Origin of the sequence: Aliiroseovarius sp., assembly GCF_965228805.1 — a bacterium.
In the GTDB taxonomy this organism is placed as follows: domain Bacteria; phylum Pseudomonadota; class Alphaproteobacteria; order Rhodobacterales; family Rhodobacteraceae; genus JASBTN01.
Window position 1 is genome coordinate 2,561,175 of record NZ_CBDDIE010000003.1, and the last position, 12,381, is coordinate 2,573,555.

15 protein-coding genes and 1 tRNA gene are annotated in these 12,381 nt (G+C 63.3%); 8 read left to right on the forward strand and 8 right to left on the reverse strand.

Annotated elements, in window-relative coordinates; all coding sequences use genetic code 11:
- Window positions 1-61 precede the first annotated feature (61 nt).
- Window positions 62-136, forward strand: a tRNA-Phe gene (locus tag ACO07D_RS13535).
- A 110-nt stretch (window positions 137-246) separates the two neighbouring features.
- Here ACO07D_RS13535 and ACO07D_RS13540 read toward each other — a convergent pair.
- From ACO07D_RS13540 to ACO07D_RS13565, 6 genes are read right to left on the reverse strand one after another with little or no spacing between them, the layout of a single operon-like run.
- Window positions 247-630 carry a carboxymuconolactone decarboxylase family protein gene (locus tag ACO07D_RS13540; protein WP_421703472.1) on the reverse strand — a complete coding sequence of 128 codons (384 nt, stop codon included), beginning with the start codon at window positions 628-630 and terminating at the stop codon, window positions 247-249.
- Between the two features lie 13 nt (window positions 631-643).
- A complete protein-coding gene (locus tag ACO07D_RS13545) occupies window positions 644-1,384 on the reverse strand; it encodes a sulfotransferase family protein (RefSeq protein ID WP_421703473.1) in 741 nt (246 codons plus the stop codon).
- A 26-nt stretch (window positions 1,385-1,410) separates the two neighbouring features.
- Window positions 1,411-2,232 carry a hypothetical protein gene (locus ACO07D_RS13550; RefSeq protein ID WP_421703474.1) on the reverse strand — a complete coding sequence of 274 codons (822 nt, stop codon included), beginning with the start codon at window positions 2,230-2,232 and terminating at the stop codon, window positions 1,411-1,413.
- 1 nt (window position 2,233) lies between these two features.
- Entirely contained in the window at window positions 2,234-2,812 is a 579-nt protein-coding gene (locus tag ACO07D_RS13555) for a hypothetical protein (protein ID WP_421703475.1), read from the reverse strand.
- Window positions 2,813-2,861: 49 nt separating this feature from the next.
- On the reverse strand, window positions 2,862-3,953 hold the full coding sequence (locus tag ACO07D_RS13560; RefSeq protein WP_421703476.1) for an aromatic ring-hydroxylating oxygenase subunit alpha: 1,092 nt from the start codon (window positions 3,951-3,953) through the stop codon (window positions 2,862-2,864).
- Window positions 3,950-4,837, reverse strand: coding sequence for a MurR/RpiR family transcriptional regulator (locus ACO07D_RS13565; protein ID WP_421703477.1), 888 nt, complete (start codon window positions 4,835-4,837; stop codon window positions 3,950-3,952). Before ACO07D_RS13565 ends, ACO07D_RS13560 begins: the two co-directional genes overlap by 4 nt.
- Window positions 4,838-4,912: 75 nt before the next feature.
- On the opposite strand from ACO07D_RS13565, the gene ACO07D_RS13570 reads away from it, so the two are divergent.
- The 4 genes from ACO07D_RS13570 to ACO07D_RS13585 are packed head-to-tail and all read left to right on the forward strand — an operon-like array spanning window position 4,913 to window position 9,601.
- Entirely contained in the window at window positions 4,913-7,363 is a 2,451-nt protein-coding gene (locus ACO07D_RS13570) for an FAD-dependent oxidoreductase (protein WP_421703478.1), read from the forward strand.
- Entirely contained in the window at window positions 7,363-8,445 is a 1,083-nt protein-coding gene (locus ACO07D_RS13575) for an alcohol dehydrogenase family protein (RefSeq protein ID WP_421703479.1), read from the forward strand. Before ACO07D_RS13570 ends, ACO07D_RS13575 begins: the two co-directional genes overlap by 1 nt.
- Window positions 8,442-9,023, forward strand: coding sequence for a dimethylsulfonioproprionate lyase family protein (locus ACO07D_RS13580; protein WP_421703480.1), 582 nt, complete (start codon window positions 8,442-8,444; stop codon window positions 9,021-9,023). The genes ACO07D_RS13575 and ACO07D_RS13580 overlap by 4 nt, the downstream gene beginning before the upstream one ends.
- A complete protein-coding gene (locus ACO07D_RS13585; RefSeq protein ID WP_421703481.1) occupies window positions 9,020-9,601 on the forward strand; it encodes a dimethylsulfonioproprionate lyase family protein in 582 nt (193 codons plus the stop codon). Before ACO07D_RS13580 ends, ACO07D_RS13585 begins: the two co-directional genes overlap by 4 nt.
- Window positions 9,602-9,681: 80 nt before the next feature.
- On the opposite strand, the gene ACO07D_RS13590 is transcribed toward ACO07D_RS13585, so the two are convergent.
- Window positions 9,682-10,122 carry a hypothetical protein gene (locus tag ACO07D_RS13590; protein ID WP_421703482.1) on the reverse strand — a complete coding sequence of 147 codons (441 nt, stop codon included), beginning with the start codon at window positions 10,120-10,122 and terminating at the stop codon, window positions 9,682-9,684.
- The gene (locus tag ACO07D_RS13595; protein ID WP_421703483.1) at window positions 10,119-10,442 is read right to left on the reverse strand and encodes a hypothetical protein; all 324 of its coding nucleotides are present in this window, start codon (window positions 10,440-10,442) and stop codon (window positions 10,119-10,121) included. The genes ACO07D_RS13590 and ACO07D_RS13595 overlap by 4 nt, the downstream gene beginning before the upstream one ends.
- 144 nt (window positions 10,443-10,586) lie before the next feature.
- Here ACO07D_RS13595 and ACO07D_RS13600 point away from each other — a divergent pair, with 144 nt between their 5' ends.
- The 3 genes from ACO07D_RS13600 to ACO07D_RS13610 are packed head-to-tail and all read left to right on the forward strand — an operon-like array spanning window position 10,587 to window position 12,380.
- Window positions 10,587-11,702 (forward strand): mandelate racemase/muconate lactonizing enzyme family protein, encoded by a 1,116-nt coding sequence (locus ACO07D_RS13600; RefSeq protein ID WP_421703484.1) that lies wholly within the window; start codon window positions 10,587-10,589, stop codon window positions 11,700-11,702.
- Window positions 11,695-11,976, forward strand: a complete 282-nt coding sequence (locus tag ACO07D_RS13605; protein WP_421703485.1) for a cupin domain-containing protein — start codon at window positions 11,695-11,697, stop codon at window positions 11,974-11,976. The genes ACO07D_RS13600 and ACO07D_RS13605 overlap by 8 nt, the downstream gene beginning before the upstream one ends.
- Window positions 11,973-12,380: a DUF1801 domain-containing protein gene (locus ACO07D_RS13610; protein WP_421703486.1), complete on the forward strand. Its 408-nt coding sequence runs from the start codon at window positions 11,973-11,975 to the stop codon at window positions 12,378-12,380. Before ACO07D_RS13605 ends, ACO07D_RS13610 begins: the two co-directional genes overlap by 4 nt.
- The last annotated feature ends 1 nt before the right edge of the window (window position 12,381 follow it).

The following is a 12,381-nucleotide window of genomic DNA, read 5'->3' on the forward strand; positions in this document are numbered from 1 at the left end:
TGGACACCCCCGTCCGCCACGACTAGAAACCCGCTACCCGAACGATGAAACGTTCACCCGTGCCCGGGTAGCTCAGGGGTAGAGCAGTGGATTGAAAATCCTCGTGTCGGTGGTTCGATTCCGCCCCCGGGCACCACTTTTCTCAAGAAAGTGAAGAAACTGGACCCTGCGGTCATGTGTGCCCGCTTGTGCCCTGTTGCCCGGCCTGCCGAAGCAGCCCGGGCTTTTGTTTTTCTGCCGACCCGGTCAGTCCAGTTCCAGCACCTTGCGGGCCACGCGGAAGCATTCGAGCGCCTGGGGCACGCCGCAGTAGATGCCGATGACGTGGATGATGGCGCGGATCTCTTCCTGGGTGACGCCGTTGTTCAGTGCGCCGCGGCAGTGGATTTCCCATTCATGCATCTTGCCCAGCGCGCCAATCATGGCGAGGTTCATCATCGAACGCGTCTTGGGCTCGATCACATCATCGCCCCAGCCGAAGCCCCAGCACCAGGCGGTCATCGCCTCCTGAAACGGGCGGGTGAAGTCATCTGCGGCGGCAAGGTTCTTTTCCACATATTCCGCGCCCAGGGTGGATTTTCGTTGCTCCAGCCCCTTCAGGAACAGGTCTTCGTTGAACAGGTCGGCCATGGGTGTCTTTCCTTCAGAGAATGATACGATGTGCGTAGAGGTGATCGTAATGCGGCTTCATCCGCCTGTGCACCTGTTGCACGCGGTCGGGGGCATCGGCAACCTCGACATAACGCCGGGTCTGCGGGGTGAGGCCGGTGGATTTCGCCAGGTTGTGGTGGAAGGATCCGCCGTCCCACCAGCTGTGTTCGGACGGGTCGCCGCCGGGCTCCCAGCGCAGCGCCTCTTCGATGAAGGGAATGCCGACCGCCTCGCAGAAGGCCTGCGTCATGTCATGCGGGTTTTCCAACAGGTCGTCGCTGTCCACCACCGGCGGCGGGCTGCCGTTCAGCGCCCAGAGCAGATCGAACAACGCGCGTTGTTCGGGGAAGCCGACCTCGCCCTCGTGGAAATCGGGCCACTTGTTGTACATCGAGCTGATCGACTTGGCCGGGTCGCGGATCAGGAAGGCGTGGGTGAAGTTCGACAGGAACTCTGGCGTCCACATGTGGTTGATATAGTGGGGGAAATCCTTCAGGAACACCGGCCCCTTGGTGGCGCGCTCGCGGATGTCCTGCCACACGCTGTCCAAGGTCAGCCCCGGTGTGGTCATTTCCCCGGGACCGAAACGGTGCCACAGCGGTTCCTCGCCCTGATACCAGGCCTCGCCAAAGGGCTCGTGCAGGCAATCGAGGTCACCGCGTTGTCGCATCATCCATTCGAAGGCGGTGGAGGTGGAGCGGGGGATGGCCCAGAGGGCGACGATCTTGTGCATGGATCCTCCTGTCATGCGGGGGCGTGTCAGCCGAGCCGGTTCAGCAGCTGGCCGTGGTGTCCGGTCGGGGCCAGCCCCAGGGTCTTGAACACCCGCCAATAGAGCGCGGTGTCATGGCCGATGACCGGCTTGCCCAATGCCTCCTCCAGCATCGGGGTCAGGTGCAGCGGGCGCTGCGGAATGCCGCCGGGTCCGGTGCGGAAGTTGCACATGCCGTTGATCAGGTAGGCGTCTGCGTTCGGCGCCTGTTCGGCGACGTATTCGAAGCTTCTCAACGCCAGGTCGCCCTCGAACACCCAGCGGCAGTCGTTCACCGCCTCCTGGCTGTCGAACCAGCCCTGGTCGTGGAAGTTTCCCGCCCAGATCACGTCGAACCCGGCTTCGCGCAGGAAGCCCACGGTGCCCTGCCACCAGGCGGGCCAATGATAGGCGGCGTTCAGCGCGACTTTCTCGACGTTCATCTCGCGCAGGGCCTCGACCATGGCATAGCCCGACATGTGAAAGGCCAGCCCGTATTTGTCGGACAGGTCCGCGCAATGCTGACGGATCCCTTCGACGCCCAGCCCGCTGGCATGGACCCAGTTCGAGCCCACCTGGGCTGCCACATCCGCGCCGTTGCGCGACATGCAGTGGCAGAAGTCGTCCATCATGGCGAAGTTCTGTTTGCGCTGGTCCAGACCATGGGCGTAGTCGGGCACATGCAGCATCCAGCCATGTACGCCGACGGTTTCCGGCGCCATGCGGATGAAATCGCTGGGCGCGGCGTCATAGTCGAAGGGCGGGCAGGTAAAGCCCACCTGATGGGGGAACAGCTTGTGTTCGGGGCGCCATTGCTCGGGCATCAACATGTCAGACCTCCCGTTCTATTGTAATTGCAAACGCAAGATAGCAGTCGTTGTCTTCAGCGATGTCTTCTGTGATTTTGTAGCTGGCTTCTTCCACCACCAGCTTGCCTTTAGACCCCGCTGCACATTCAACTACCAATCTTTGCAGGCTTTCGGCGCGCTTTCGTAGGGTTGATTTTACCCTCTCAAGGTTTTTGCCAGAATGCGATGAGTAGAACGCGAAACAGCCAACAGCAGGTTCGGAAAGCCCTTCCAGGACTGCAACAATCCTTTTGATGTCACTTACACATTGGCTCGGTGCCACGCCCGATTTGACCTCCACGATTGAGCGCAGTGACCATGCATTATCCCGCTTTTCATAAGCGGCAACATCCACGCGTCCGCTTCGTCTTTCGTTCTTGGCTGGGGCGCCACGACGAAAGCGTATGTCCGAGTAGTTGAGTGGCTCCTCCAGAAAGACCGCCCATCCCTCGCCTTTGAAAGCAGCGCGAATTTTCTCAGCTATCTTGACCGTCACAAAATACTCTGCCCCTGACCAAACCCAGTATCCCCCAGACATTTTGGAGTAGCGTTGGTGAGCCATGATAATTGCCTCACGAACGGCTTTTGAGAGCTTTTTACGTGTGCAAGGATCACCCATCCACCGCCTCGCGCATCCAGCGTTGCAGGGTGGCGATGGAGTGTTCGCTCATCACACCGCAGGCGGGGTCCAGCACCAGCGGGCCGGGCTTGTAGCCGCGTGACTTCAGCCCGCGATGCACGCTTTCGACCAGGCGGATGTCTTCCTCGACCGTGGTCTGGCGGTCCTGCACGGCAAGACCCCGGATCACGTCGCTTTCCGCACCCTCGGGCGTGTACCAGCCGCGCCAGACGGTGCATTGATCCGGCCCGCTTGCGCGCCAGTGATAGGTGTTCAGCACATTGCCCGGGTAGCATTGGAACGAGAACATGGGCCAGAGGAACCAGCTCTGATAGTCGCCCGCATGCGGCACCGACAGGTCGATCGGATAGGTCATCTTGTCCATCGACTGGCATTCGGTGACATGGCGCAGCACATATCCGCCGCCCGCATCCGGCTGGATGTCATAGGTCTCGGGTTTGATCACCCCTTCCGCGAAGGTCGGGTGGTTGGTCGGGCAGTGGTAGCATTCGGAATAGTTCTCGACCGAGACCTTCCAGTTGCAATCTTCCGGCACCTCGACCCATTCCAGCGGCGCCAGATCGGCGATATGGGGGACATATTCGGCGATCTCCTCGCGCACGCCCGGATACCAATCGTCCATCGGCGCAGCATCGTCATCGAGGTTCACGAAGATGAACCCGTGGAATTCTTCGGTCCGGACCTCGGTCAGGCAGATATCGGACCGTTCGAAGCCGGGCACGGATTTCGTGTTCGGGCCCGCGCGCAGCTCGCCGGTCAGCTCATAGCTCCAGGCGTGATAGGGGCAGACCACCACGCGGGTGTTGCCGGTGCCGGTCACCATCTCATGCGCCCGGTGCTGGCAGACGTTGTAGAAGGTGCGCACCACCCCATCGCGGCCGCGAATGCAGAACAGGCTCTGTCCCGCGATCTCGAAGGCGAAGTAGTCGCCCACATTGGCCACCTGGCTGACATGCCCGGCAAACTGCCAGGTGCGGGACAGAAGCCCCTCCATCTCCCGCGCAAAAATCGCCGGGTCCGTGTAATAGCGCGCGTCAAGCGACCGGGTGAGCGGTGCGTTCATTCAGGATACTCCCTGTAGATGCCAAGTTGATGGCGGCGGCGGTGAAAGGTTTCGACCCTCTCGACGATCTCATCGCTGGCAACCGCGATGACGAAGCTCAGAAGGGTTTCCAAGAGCGCGATGGTCGAGACGGACGAAGGAAAGAACTGCGGTGCGTCCGCCTGCACGATGAAGCCGTGATCGGCACCGCGCAGGATCGGGCTGGCCGGGCTGTCGGAGATTGCCACAACCGTCACCCCCTGCTCGCGGGCAACTTGGATGGCGTCGATCACCTCCGACCGGTAGGGGCGGCAGGTCATGGCGATCAGCACGTCCTGGTCATCCGCCCAGGCCAGGTCATCGACGGCGGTCGAACCCGAGCGCGGGATCGCGTGAAACCGCGTCATGCCGGTTGAAGCCAGGTAGGTGAAGTTGCGTGCATTGGCGTTGTTCACGCCGACACCCAGGGTAAAGACCTGCCGGCTGTTCCAGATCCGCTCGGCAGCCGCCTTCAGGTCGGTAACATCAATGGCGGCGAAGGTTTCTTCGATGTTGGCCAGGGCGCCCGAGATCGTTTCGGCATAGAGCGCGCCCAGCTCGCCGCGTTTCGACACATCCTGCAACCAGCGCGCGCGGTCCGGGAAATCGACCAGCCCCTGGCGAATCGCCTCGCGGAAGGGCTCGCGGAAATCCTCATACCCGTCGAACCCCACCTGCCGCGCCATGCGCACCACCGTGTTGGGTTTCACATTCGCCGCCTCGGCGATCTCGCGCACGGTCGACACGCCCACATCGCGCGGGTTTTCCAGCACATAGCGCGCGGCCTTCTGGGCCTCGGGTGTCAGGTCTTCCCATTCCTCCGAGAGGCGGGTCAGGATTGCAGATGATACATTTGTGCCATTCATGATTGACGATGGTATATTTGTCCGCTTAGCCTGTCGAGAGGGAATCTTCCCCAACCAGAAAAAGGACACAGAGACATGGTCGCAGACCTTCCCTCCCACGCCCGCGTCGTCATTGTTGGCGGCGGTGTCATGGGCGTCGGACTTGCCTATCACCTCGGTCACGAAGGCTGGGGCGCCGATACCGTGCTCTTGGAAAAGGCTGAGCTGACCAGCGGCTCGACTTGGCACGCGGCCGGGCAGATCACCCATTCGACCTCGTCCTTTTCCCTGGGCAAATGCGTCGATTACAACATCGGGCTCTATTCCGGCGCGCTGGAGGCTGAGACCGGCCAGGCAGTAACCTGGCATGGCTGCGGGTCTTTCCGGCTGGCCTATACCGAGGACGAGATGGACTGGCTGCGCCACACCCTGTCGGTGGCCCGCTCGCTAGGGTTCAACATCGAACTGGTGGGGCCGGAGCGCATTGCCGCGCTGCATCCCTATTACAACCTCGAAGGGGTCCTGGGCGCGCTGCATACGCCGGATGACGGCCATGTGGATCCGACCAATGTGACCATGGCGATGGCGGCCGGTGCCCGGGCCAAGGGGGTCAAGATCATCCGCCGTTGCCGGGCGACCAACATCACGCAATCGGACAGCGGCGAATGGGTGGTCGAGACGGAAAAGGGAACGATCACCTGCGAACATGTGGTCAACGCGGGCGGCACCTATGCGCGCCAGATGGGCGAATGGTCCGGGCTGCAACTGCCCATGACCTCGATGACGCACCATTACTTCGTCACCGAACCGGTGCCCGAATTCGAAGCTCTGGACCACGAACTGCCGGTCATTCGCGACGACAAGAAGGTCTCGGGCTACATCCGGATGGAGCAAAAACGCGGCCTGATCGGCATCTATGAAAAGGAAAACCCCAACACGGTCTGGGAGGATCACTGCCCCTGGGAGGCGGAAAACGAGCTGTTCGATGCCGATTACGACCGGGTCATGCCCTGGCTGGAGGAAAGCCTGAACCGCATGCCGATCTTTGCCGAGCTGGGCATTCAACGCGAGGTGCATGGCGCGATTTCGCACCCGCCGGACGGCAACCCGCTGATCGGCCCCGCGCCAGGGGTGCGCAATTACTGGTGCTGCTGCGGCACGCAGATCGGCATCGGCTGGGGGCCGGGGCTGACCCGTGAACTGGCGCGCTGGATGGTGCATGGCGCCGCCGATATCTCGATGCGCGACTATGACCCGCGCCGCTTCGGCAGCTACGCCACGAAGGACTGGCAGGTCACCAAGGCCAAGGAAGATTATTGCCTGCGCCACGAAATCCCCTTCCCGCATTTCAATCGCCTGGCGGGGCGCCCGGTAAAACCCTCGCCCTTCTACGAGCGGCTGAAGGCGAAAGGCGCGGTGCATGAAGAGGTCTACGGCCACGAACGCCCGCGCTGGTTTGCCAAGGACGGTGTGACGCAGGAGGATCACTATTCCTTCCGCCGTTCCGTCGTCGATGACATGGTCGCGGCGGAGGTGAAGTCCGTGCGCGAAGCCGTTGGCATCATGGACATTTCCGCCTTTACCAAGGTCGAGGTCTCGGGACCGGAGGCGGAGGCCTTCCTGGATCGCCTCGTCGCCAACCGCCTGCCGCAGAAGGTCGGCGGCATCATCCTGACCCACATGCTGAACCGCGCCGGGCGGATCGAGCTTGAGACCACCGTGGTGCGCCTGGCCCAGGATCGTTTCTACCTGGTCTGCGCCGCCTTCTTCGAACAGCGCCTGTTGGATCACCTCGACCACCAGCGTGCGGGTGAGGATGTGACCGTCACACTGCGGTCGAACGACTGGGCGGCCCTGACGATCAACGGCCCCCGTGCCCGCGACGTGTTGGGCGCCTGTACCGATGCCGACCTCACGAACGCCGGGTTTCGCTGGATGTCGGCGCAGGAGATCACCGTGGCGGGCGTCACGCTCTGGGCCTTCCGCATGTCCTATGCGGGCGAGCTGGGGTGGGAGCTGCACATTCCCCGCGACGGCGCGCTTCAGGTCTATGACGCGCTCTGGGCTGCCGGTGAGGCGCATGGCATTGCCGACTACGGCTCTTTCGCGATGAATGCGATGCGGATGGAGAAGGGCTTCAAAGGGGCAGGGGAGCTGACCAACGAGGTCACCTTGCCGGAGGCCGACGTCATGCGTTTCGTGAAGGCCGACAAGGAGTATCTGGGCAAGGAGCCGACCCTTGCGGGTACCCCGCGCTGGCTCTGCGCCTATCTGGAAATCGAACCGGACGGGCAGATCGACGGCCATGGAGGCGAGGCGGTTCTGCTGGGCGGTCAGGTGGTCGGCTCAACCGCTTCGGTCGCCTTTGGTCCGACCGTCGGCAAGGTGCTGGCTTTCGCTTATCTGAAACCCGACGCCGCCCAGATTGGCACGGCGCTGGAGGTGGTGATCCACGGCCAGCCCCGCCAAGCACGTGTGCTGGGCGCGCCCGCCTATGACCCCGACAGCTTGCTTCCCCGCACGGACACCGTACAGGAGCTCGCATAATGACGATCCCCGCAACAATGAAGGCCATGGTTCTGAAGGGCCATGGCGACCTGGATCAGTACCATTGGCACGAGGATTGGCCGACCCCCAACCCCGCGCCGGGGGAGGTTCTGGTCGCAGTCGGTGCCTGCGGGTTAAACAACACGGATGTGAACACCCGGTCGGGCTGGTATTCCAAGACGGTCAGCGAGGCGACCACAGGCGGCGCCTATGACGAGGTAAGTGATGAGGACCCGACCTGGGGCGGTGCGCCGATTACCTTCCCGCGCATCCAGGGTGCCGATGTCTGCGGCCGGGTTGTCGCGGTGGGCGCGGGCGTGGACCCGGCGCGTATCGGCGAGCGCATCATCTCGGACAACTGGCTGCGCGACGCCGACGACCTGACCAATATGGACAAGGCGGGCTATCTCGGGTCCGAGCGTGACGGGGGCTATGCGCAATACACCACCATGCCCGACCGCAACGCGCTGACGGTGCGTTCGGACCTCACGGATGCCGAGCTTGCGACCTTCTCCTGCTCCTATTCCACCGCCGAGGGCATGCTGACCCGCGCCAAGGTTGCCGACGGAGACACGGTGCTGGTGCCCGGCGCCTCCGGTGGCGTTGGTGGTGCGCTGGTGCAGCTTGCCAAACGGCGCGGCGCGCGGGTGATCGCGCTGGCGTCCGAGGCCAAACATGGCGAGGTTAAAAAGCTTGGCCCCGACCGCATCCTGCCCCGTGGCCCCGCCGATCTGCGCGCCGCGCTGGGGGATGAGAAGATTACGGTCGTTGCGGACGTGGTGGGTGGCGATTACTGGCCGCAGTTGATCGATGTGCTGGAACGCGGCGGGCGCTACACCTGTTCGGGCGCCATCGCCGGGCCGATGGTGGATTTCGACCTGCGCACCTTCTACCTGCGCGACCTGACCTTCACTGGCTCGACCGTGATCGACCCCGAGGTCATGCAGAACCTTGTGCATTACATCGAGGCGGGTGAGATCCGTCCGGCCCTGGCCGCCACCTATCCGCTGGAGGAACTGCGCGAGGCTCAGGCGGCGTTCATATCCAAGACCCACGCGGGCAACATCGTGGTGACGCCATGAGCGGTCTGGCACGCGTTCTGTCCGCCGCCCGGACGCTGCACGCGGCAACCCCCGGCATGCAGGCATTTTCGCCCTGGAAATGCAGCACCACGCCTGAAGACCGCCCGTCTCAGCCCATGCCGGCGCTGGACCGTGTGAAGGGCTTCAACCTGCCCGGCACCGTTGCGACCCAGCCGCTGATCGACGCCATCCGCGCTGCGGCCGACTTCGGCCACTGGATCCAGACCTATACCGAGGCCGAGGTGGGGCGGAATTTCCTGGACAATTACGGCTATTACGAGTTGATCGGCCCTGGCGGGCATTTCCGCTCGGACCAGATGCGTGGTTATGTGGCCTATTGGGGCCCTGGCCTGTTCTATGACTGGCACAATCACGCGGCGGAAGAGCTCTATGTCTGCCTTGGCGGGCAGGCGCGGTTTCTGGCGGAAGGGCGAGCGGATGTGATCCTGACCCCGGGCGAGGCGCTTTATCACAGTGCCTATCAGCCCCATGCGATGGTGACCGAGGATCAACCGATCCTGACCTTTGTGCTCTGGCGCGGGCCGGGGCTTGCGGATCTGCCGAGGATGCAGGCATGAGCGACGTCTGGACCACCCTTCTGGATGAGGCCCGCGCAGCCCATGCCATCCATCCGGCTTTGCGCGATTTCTGCCCATTTCCCGACGATCTAACCCGGCAGGAAGTCACACCGCATCACATCAACGCGGCCCGGTTGATGGAGGCGGAAAAGGGATTCACTCCCGACGCACTGGGCCGCGCCTTCATCGCCGCCAGCCCCCAGGCCCATTGGCGCGAGACCTACAAGGGCACCGACATCGGCCAGGATTTTCTGGACCGGTTCGGCTGCTATTGCCTGATCGGCACGGGCGGGGCCTACCGATCGGACCAGATGGCGGCCTATGTGGTCTACATGCCGCCCGGTCTGCACTACCCTTGGCACCACCACCCGGCCGAGGAGCTCTATTTCGTCCTGGCTGGAGAGGCGCGTTTCATGCGCGGAGGCGAGCCCGACGAGGTGCTGCGTGCTGGGGACAGTTCATTTCACGCCTCAAACCAGCCCCACGGGATGGAGACGGGCGACCACCCGGTGCTGGCCTATGTGCTCTGGCGCAACGGCTTCGCCACCCCGCCGGTTTTGACTGAGGATGACGAATGACATGTCCTTCTGGGCATATGCACCCTGACCGGGGCAGGGGCGGGCGGCGCATTGATCCACCCACCCCGTGTTCTGTTTTTTCAGGCGTCGGGGCTATGCACCACCTGGCCCTGCGCCACGGCATAAAGCGGGGTGCTCTCATCCGTGACACGGGTCACCACTTGCGGGCATCGCGTGCAGGCTGGCATGCCTTCCTGGCCATACCACCGGCAGGTCTTGCGGATCGTGCAGGGCGGCAGCTTGTCCACCGTCGGCTCCAGCTGTTCCACGACCCGCGCCGCAAGGCGGCAGACCTGCCCATCGAAATGGGTGCACCGGCTTTCCACGCAGGGGGCCGCAAAGCGAAAGACCACGGTTGGCGGCACAGAGCCGCTCTTTGCCAGCAGGGCCGCGTCCACCTCAAGTTCCTGGTTCAGATAGGACAGGCTGGCCCCGTCTTCGCCATGTTCGACCACGCCCAACAGTCGCGCGCCCTTCATGTCCGGCTGCGCCGAGGGGCAGCTGCGTTCGGACGTGCTCAAAGCATGTCGCGCAGGATCACCGGCCCTACAGGGAAATACCCCGCCGTCGCGCCTCCCTTGGTCAATGTGGCCACGGGCCGGGCGTTTGCCGCCAACGGCCCCATGGCGTCGGTGATCTTGGCCGAGATCTCGACCATCTTGCTTGCATCGAACTTGGTGAAGTCCGGATCGTTCCAGATCAGACCGACGGTGCCGATGTCAGGGAGGAAGCCGATTGCAGGTCTGCCGAATGTGTCAAGCTCATCTCCGAGCACGCTGCGCACGGCCTTTTCCGCAGCCTCATTCAACTGGTCAATGGATATTGATTTTGGCAGGTTCATGGTGAAACTCCATAAGAAATTGAAAGTTATTGTAAAAATCACAAGTGGTAATGCCCGGGGCGTTGCCTGGGCGCGGCCTCGGGTTCCTCATCCTACCACAACCGGCCATTTTTCGGAAATCCGACACCAGAGAGGGGCGGAGGAATGAAAATCACTCGTATCCGTGTGTTCAAGACCGACCTGCCCTATGTCGACGGCGCCTACTGCTGGGGCGCGGGCAATGCGATCGAGGTTGCGCGCGCCTCCGTCGTGGTTATCGACACCGATGCGGGCCTGTCTGGATGCGGAGAATTCACCCCCTGTGGCGAGAACTACATGGTCGCGCATAGCGAAGGGGTCGAGGCGTTGGCCCATCTGGTCGCTCCGCACCTGCTGGGCGAGGACCCGCGCCAGGTGGGGCGGATCGAACGGCTCATGGATCATCTGGTGCAGGGCCATGGCTATGCAAAGGCGCCGTTTGATGCGGCCTGTTGGGACATCCTGGGCCAGGCCTGTGGGCAGCCCCTGTGGATGCTTCTGGGCGGCAAGCTGACCGACGGCGCGCCGATGTACCGCGTCGCCCCGCAGCGCAGCCCGCAGGAAACCATCGCCGAGCTGAACCGCCACCGCGCCAGCGGTTACCGGCAGTTCCAGGTCAAGGTTGGCGGCGATTGGGCCACCGATATCGACCGCATCCGCGCGACCGTACCGCTGCTGGAGCCGGGCGAGAAGGCGATGGCCGACGCCAACCAGGGTTGGCGTGTCGACAATGCCATCCGGGTCGCGCGGGCGACAGCGGACCTGGATTATATCCTTGAACAGCCCTGCAAGACCTACGAGGAATGCCAGCAGGTGCGCCGTGTCGCCCAGCAGCCGATGAAGCTGGACGAATGCCTGACCGACTTGGCGGTGGCGCAGCGTATCGTGGCGGATCGGGGGGCGGAGGTCTGCTGCCTGAAGATCTCGAACCTCGGGGGAATTTCCAAAGCACGTCGAGTGCGCGACTTCCTGGTCGACAACCGCATGCCCGTGGTCAGCGAGGACACCTGGGGTGGTGAGATCACCTCCACCGTCGTGGCCCATTTCGCCGCTTCCACACCCGCGGAATATCTGCAGAACTCCACTGATCTGATGAATTACAACACCCGCTCCACCGGTATCGGCGGGGCCTGGGCGGAGGGCGGCAAGCTCTACGCGCCCGATACACCCGGCTTGGGGGTAAAGCCCGATTTCGACAGCCTTGGCACGCCGGTGGCAACTTACGGAGAAGAAGATGGCTGATTGCAAAGCAACCCAACTGATCGACGATGACCGCGTGCGCGTGACCCGGTTCGATTTCGCGCCCGGTGACGAGACCGGCTGGCATACCCACGCCATGGACTATGTGATCACCGCCGTCACCGACTGCCACATGCGGCTGGAACTGCCCGACGGCGCAGTGAATGAGGTCACGGTGCTCGCCGGTCAGGCCTATCGCCGCAACGAGGGCGTCGCACACAATGTCATCAACGCGGGCGATGCGCCCATGTCCTTTGTCGAGGTGGAGTTGAAGTGACCCAGCCCCCCGCCGAGATAGCAGCGGTTTTCGCCGCGTATCCGCCGCCGGTGCAGACGCGCCTGCGGGAGATGCGGGCGCTGATCCTTGCTGCGGCCGACGCGACCGGCACGGCGCCGCTGGAAGAAGTCCTGAAATGGGGGCAGCCTGCCTATCTGCCTGCGCGCAAGATGGGTACCACGATCCGGCTGGCATGGTCCGACAAGGCGCCCGACGTCTGCACCCTGCATGTGCATTGCCAGACCGATCTGGTCGGACGCTGGCGGGCGCTGTTTCCGGACGAGTTTACCTACGAGGACAATCGCACCGTTCAGGTGCCGGTCTCCGGCACCTTCGCCCGGGCCGCCCTGCAACAGATGGCGGGCATGGCGCTGACCTATCACCGCGACAAGGTGAGGAGTTAAG

Excerpts from the sequence above, each read along its gene's own strand:
- ACO07D_RS13540 (WP_421703472.1), bottom strand. The coding sequence starts at position 630 with ATGGCCGACCTGTTCAACGAAGACCTGTTCCTGAAGGGGCTGGAGCAA.
- ACO07D_RS13545 (WP_421703473.1), bottom strand. The coding sequence starts at position 1,384 with ATGCACAAGATCGTCGCCCTCTGGGCCATCCCCCGCTCCACCTCCACC.
- ACO07D_RS13550 (WP_421703474.1), bottom strand. The coding sequence starts at position 2,232 with ATGTTGATGCCCGAGCAATGGCGCCCCGAACACAAGCTGTTCCCCCAT.
- ACO07D_RS13555 (WP_421703475.1), bottom strand. The coding sequence starts at position 2,812 with ATGGCTCACCAACGCTACTCCAAAATGTCTGGGGGATACTGGGTTTGG.
- ACO07D_RS13560 (WP_421703476.1), bottom strand. The coding sequence starts at position 3,953 with ATGAACGCACCGCTCACCCGGTCGCTTGACGCGCGCTATTACACGGAC.
- ACO07D_RS13565 (WP_421703477.1), bottom strand. The coding sequence starts at position 4,837 with ATGAATGGCACAAATGTATCATCTGCAATCCTGACCCGCCTCTCGGAG.
- ACO07D_RS13570 (WP_421703478.1), top strand. The coding sequence starts at position 4,913 with ATGGTCGCAGACCTTCCCTCCCACGCCCGCGTCGTCATTGTTGGCGGC.
- ACO07D_RS13575 (WP_421703479.1), top strand. The coding sequence starts at position 7,363 with ATGACGATCCCCGCAACAATGAAGGCCATGGTTCTGAAGGGCCATGGC.
- ACO07D_RS13580 (WP_421703480.1), top strand. The coding sequence starts at position 8,442 with ATGAGCGGTCTGGCACGCGTTCTGTCCGCCGCCCGGACGCTGCACGCG.
- ACO07D_RS13585 (WP_421703481.1), top strand. The coding sequence starts at position 9,020 with ATGAGCGACGTCTGGACCACCCTTCTGGATGAGGCCCGCGCAGCCCAT.
- ACO07D_RS13595 (WP_421703483.1), bottom strand. The coding sequence starts at position 10,442 with ATGAACCTGCCAAAATCAATATCCATTGACCAGTTGAATGAGGCTGCG.
- ACO07D_RS13600 (WP_421703484.1), top strand. The coding sequence starts at position 10,587 with ATGAAAATCACTCGTATCCGTGTGTTCAAGACCGACCTGCCCTATGTC.
- ACO07D_RS13605 (WP_421703485.1), top strand. The coding sequence starts at position 11,695 with ATGGCTGATTGCAAAGCAACCCAACTGATCGACGATGACCGCGTGCGC.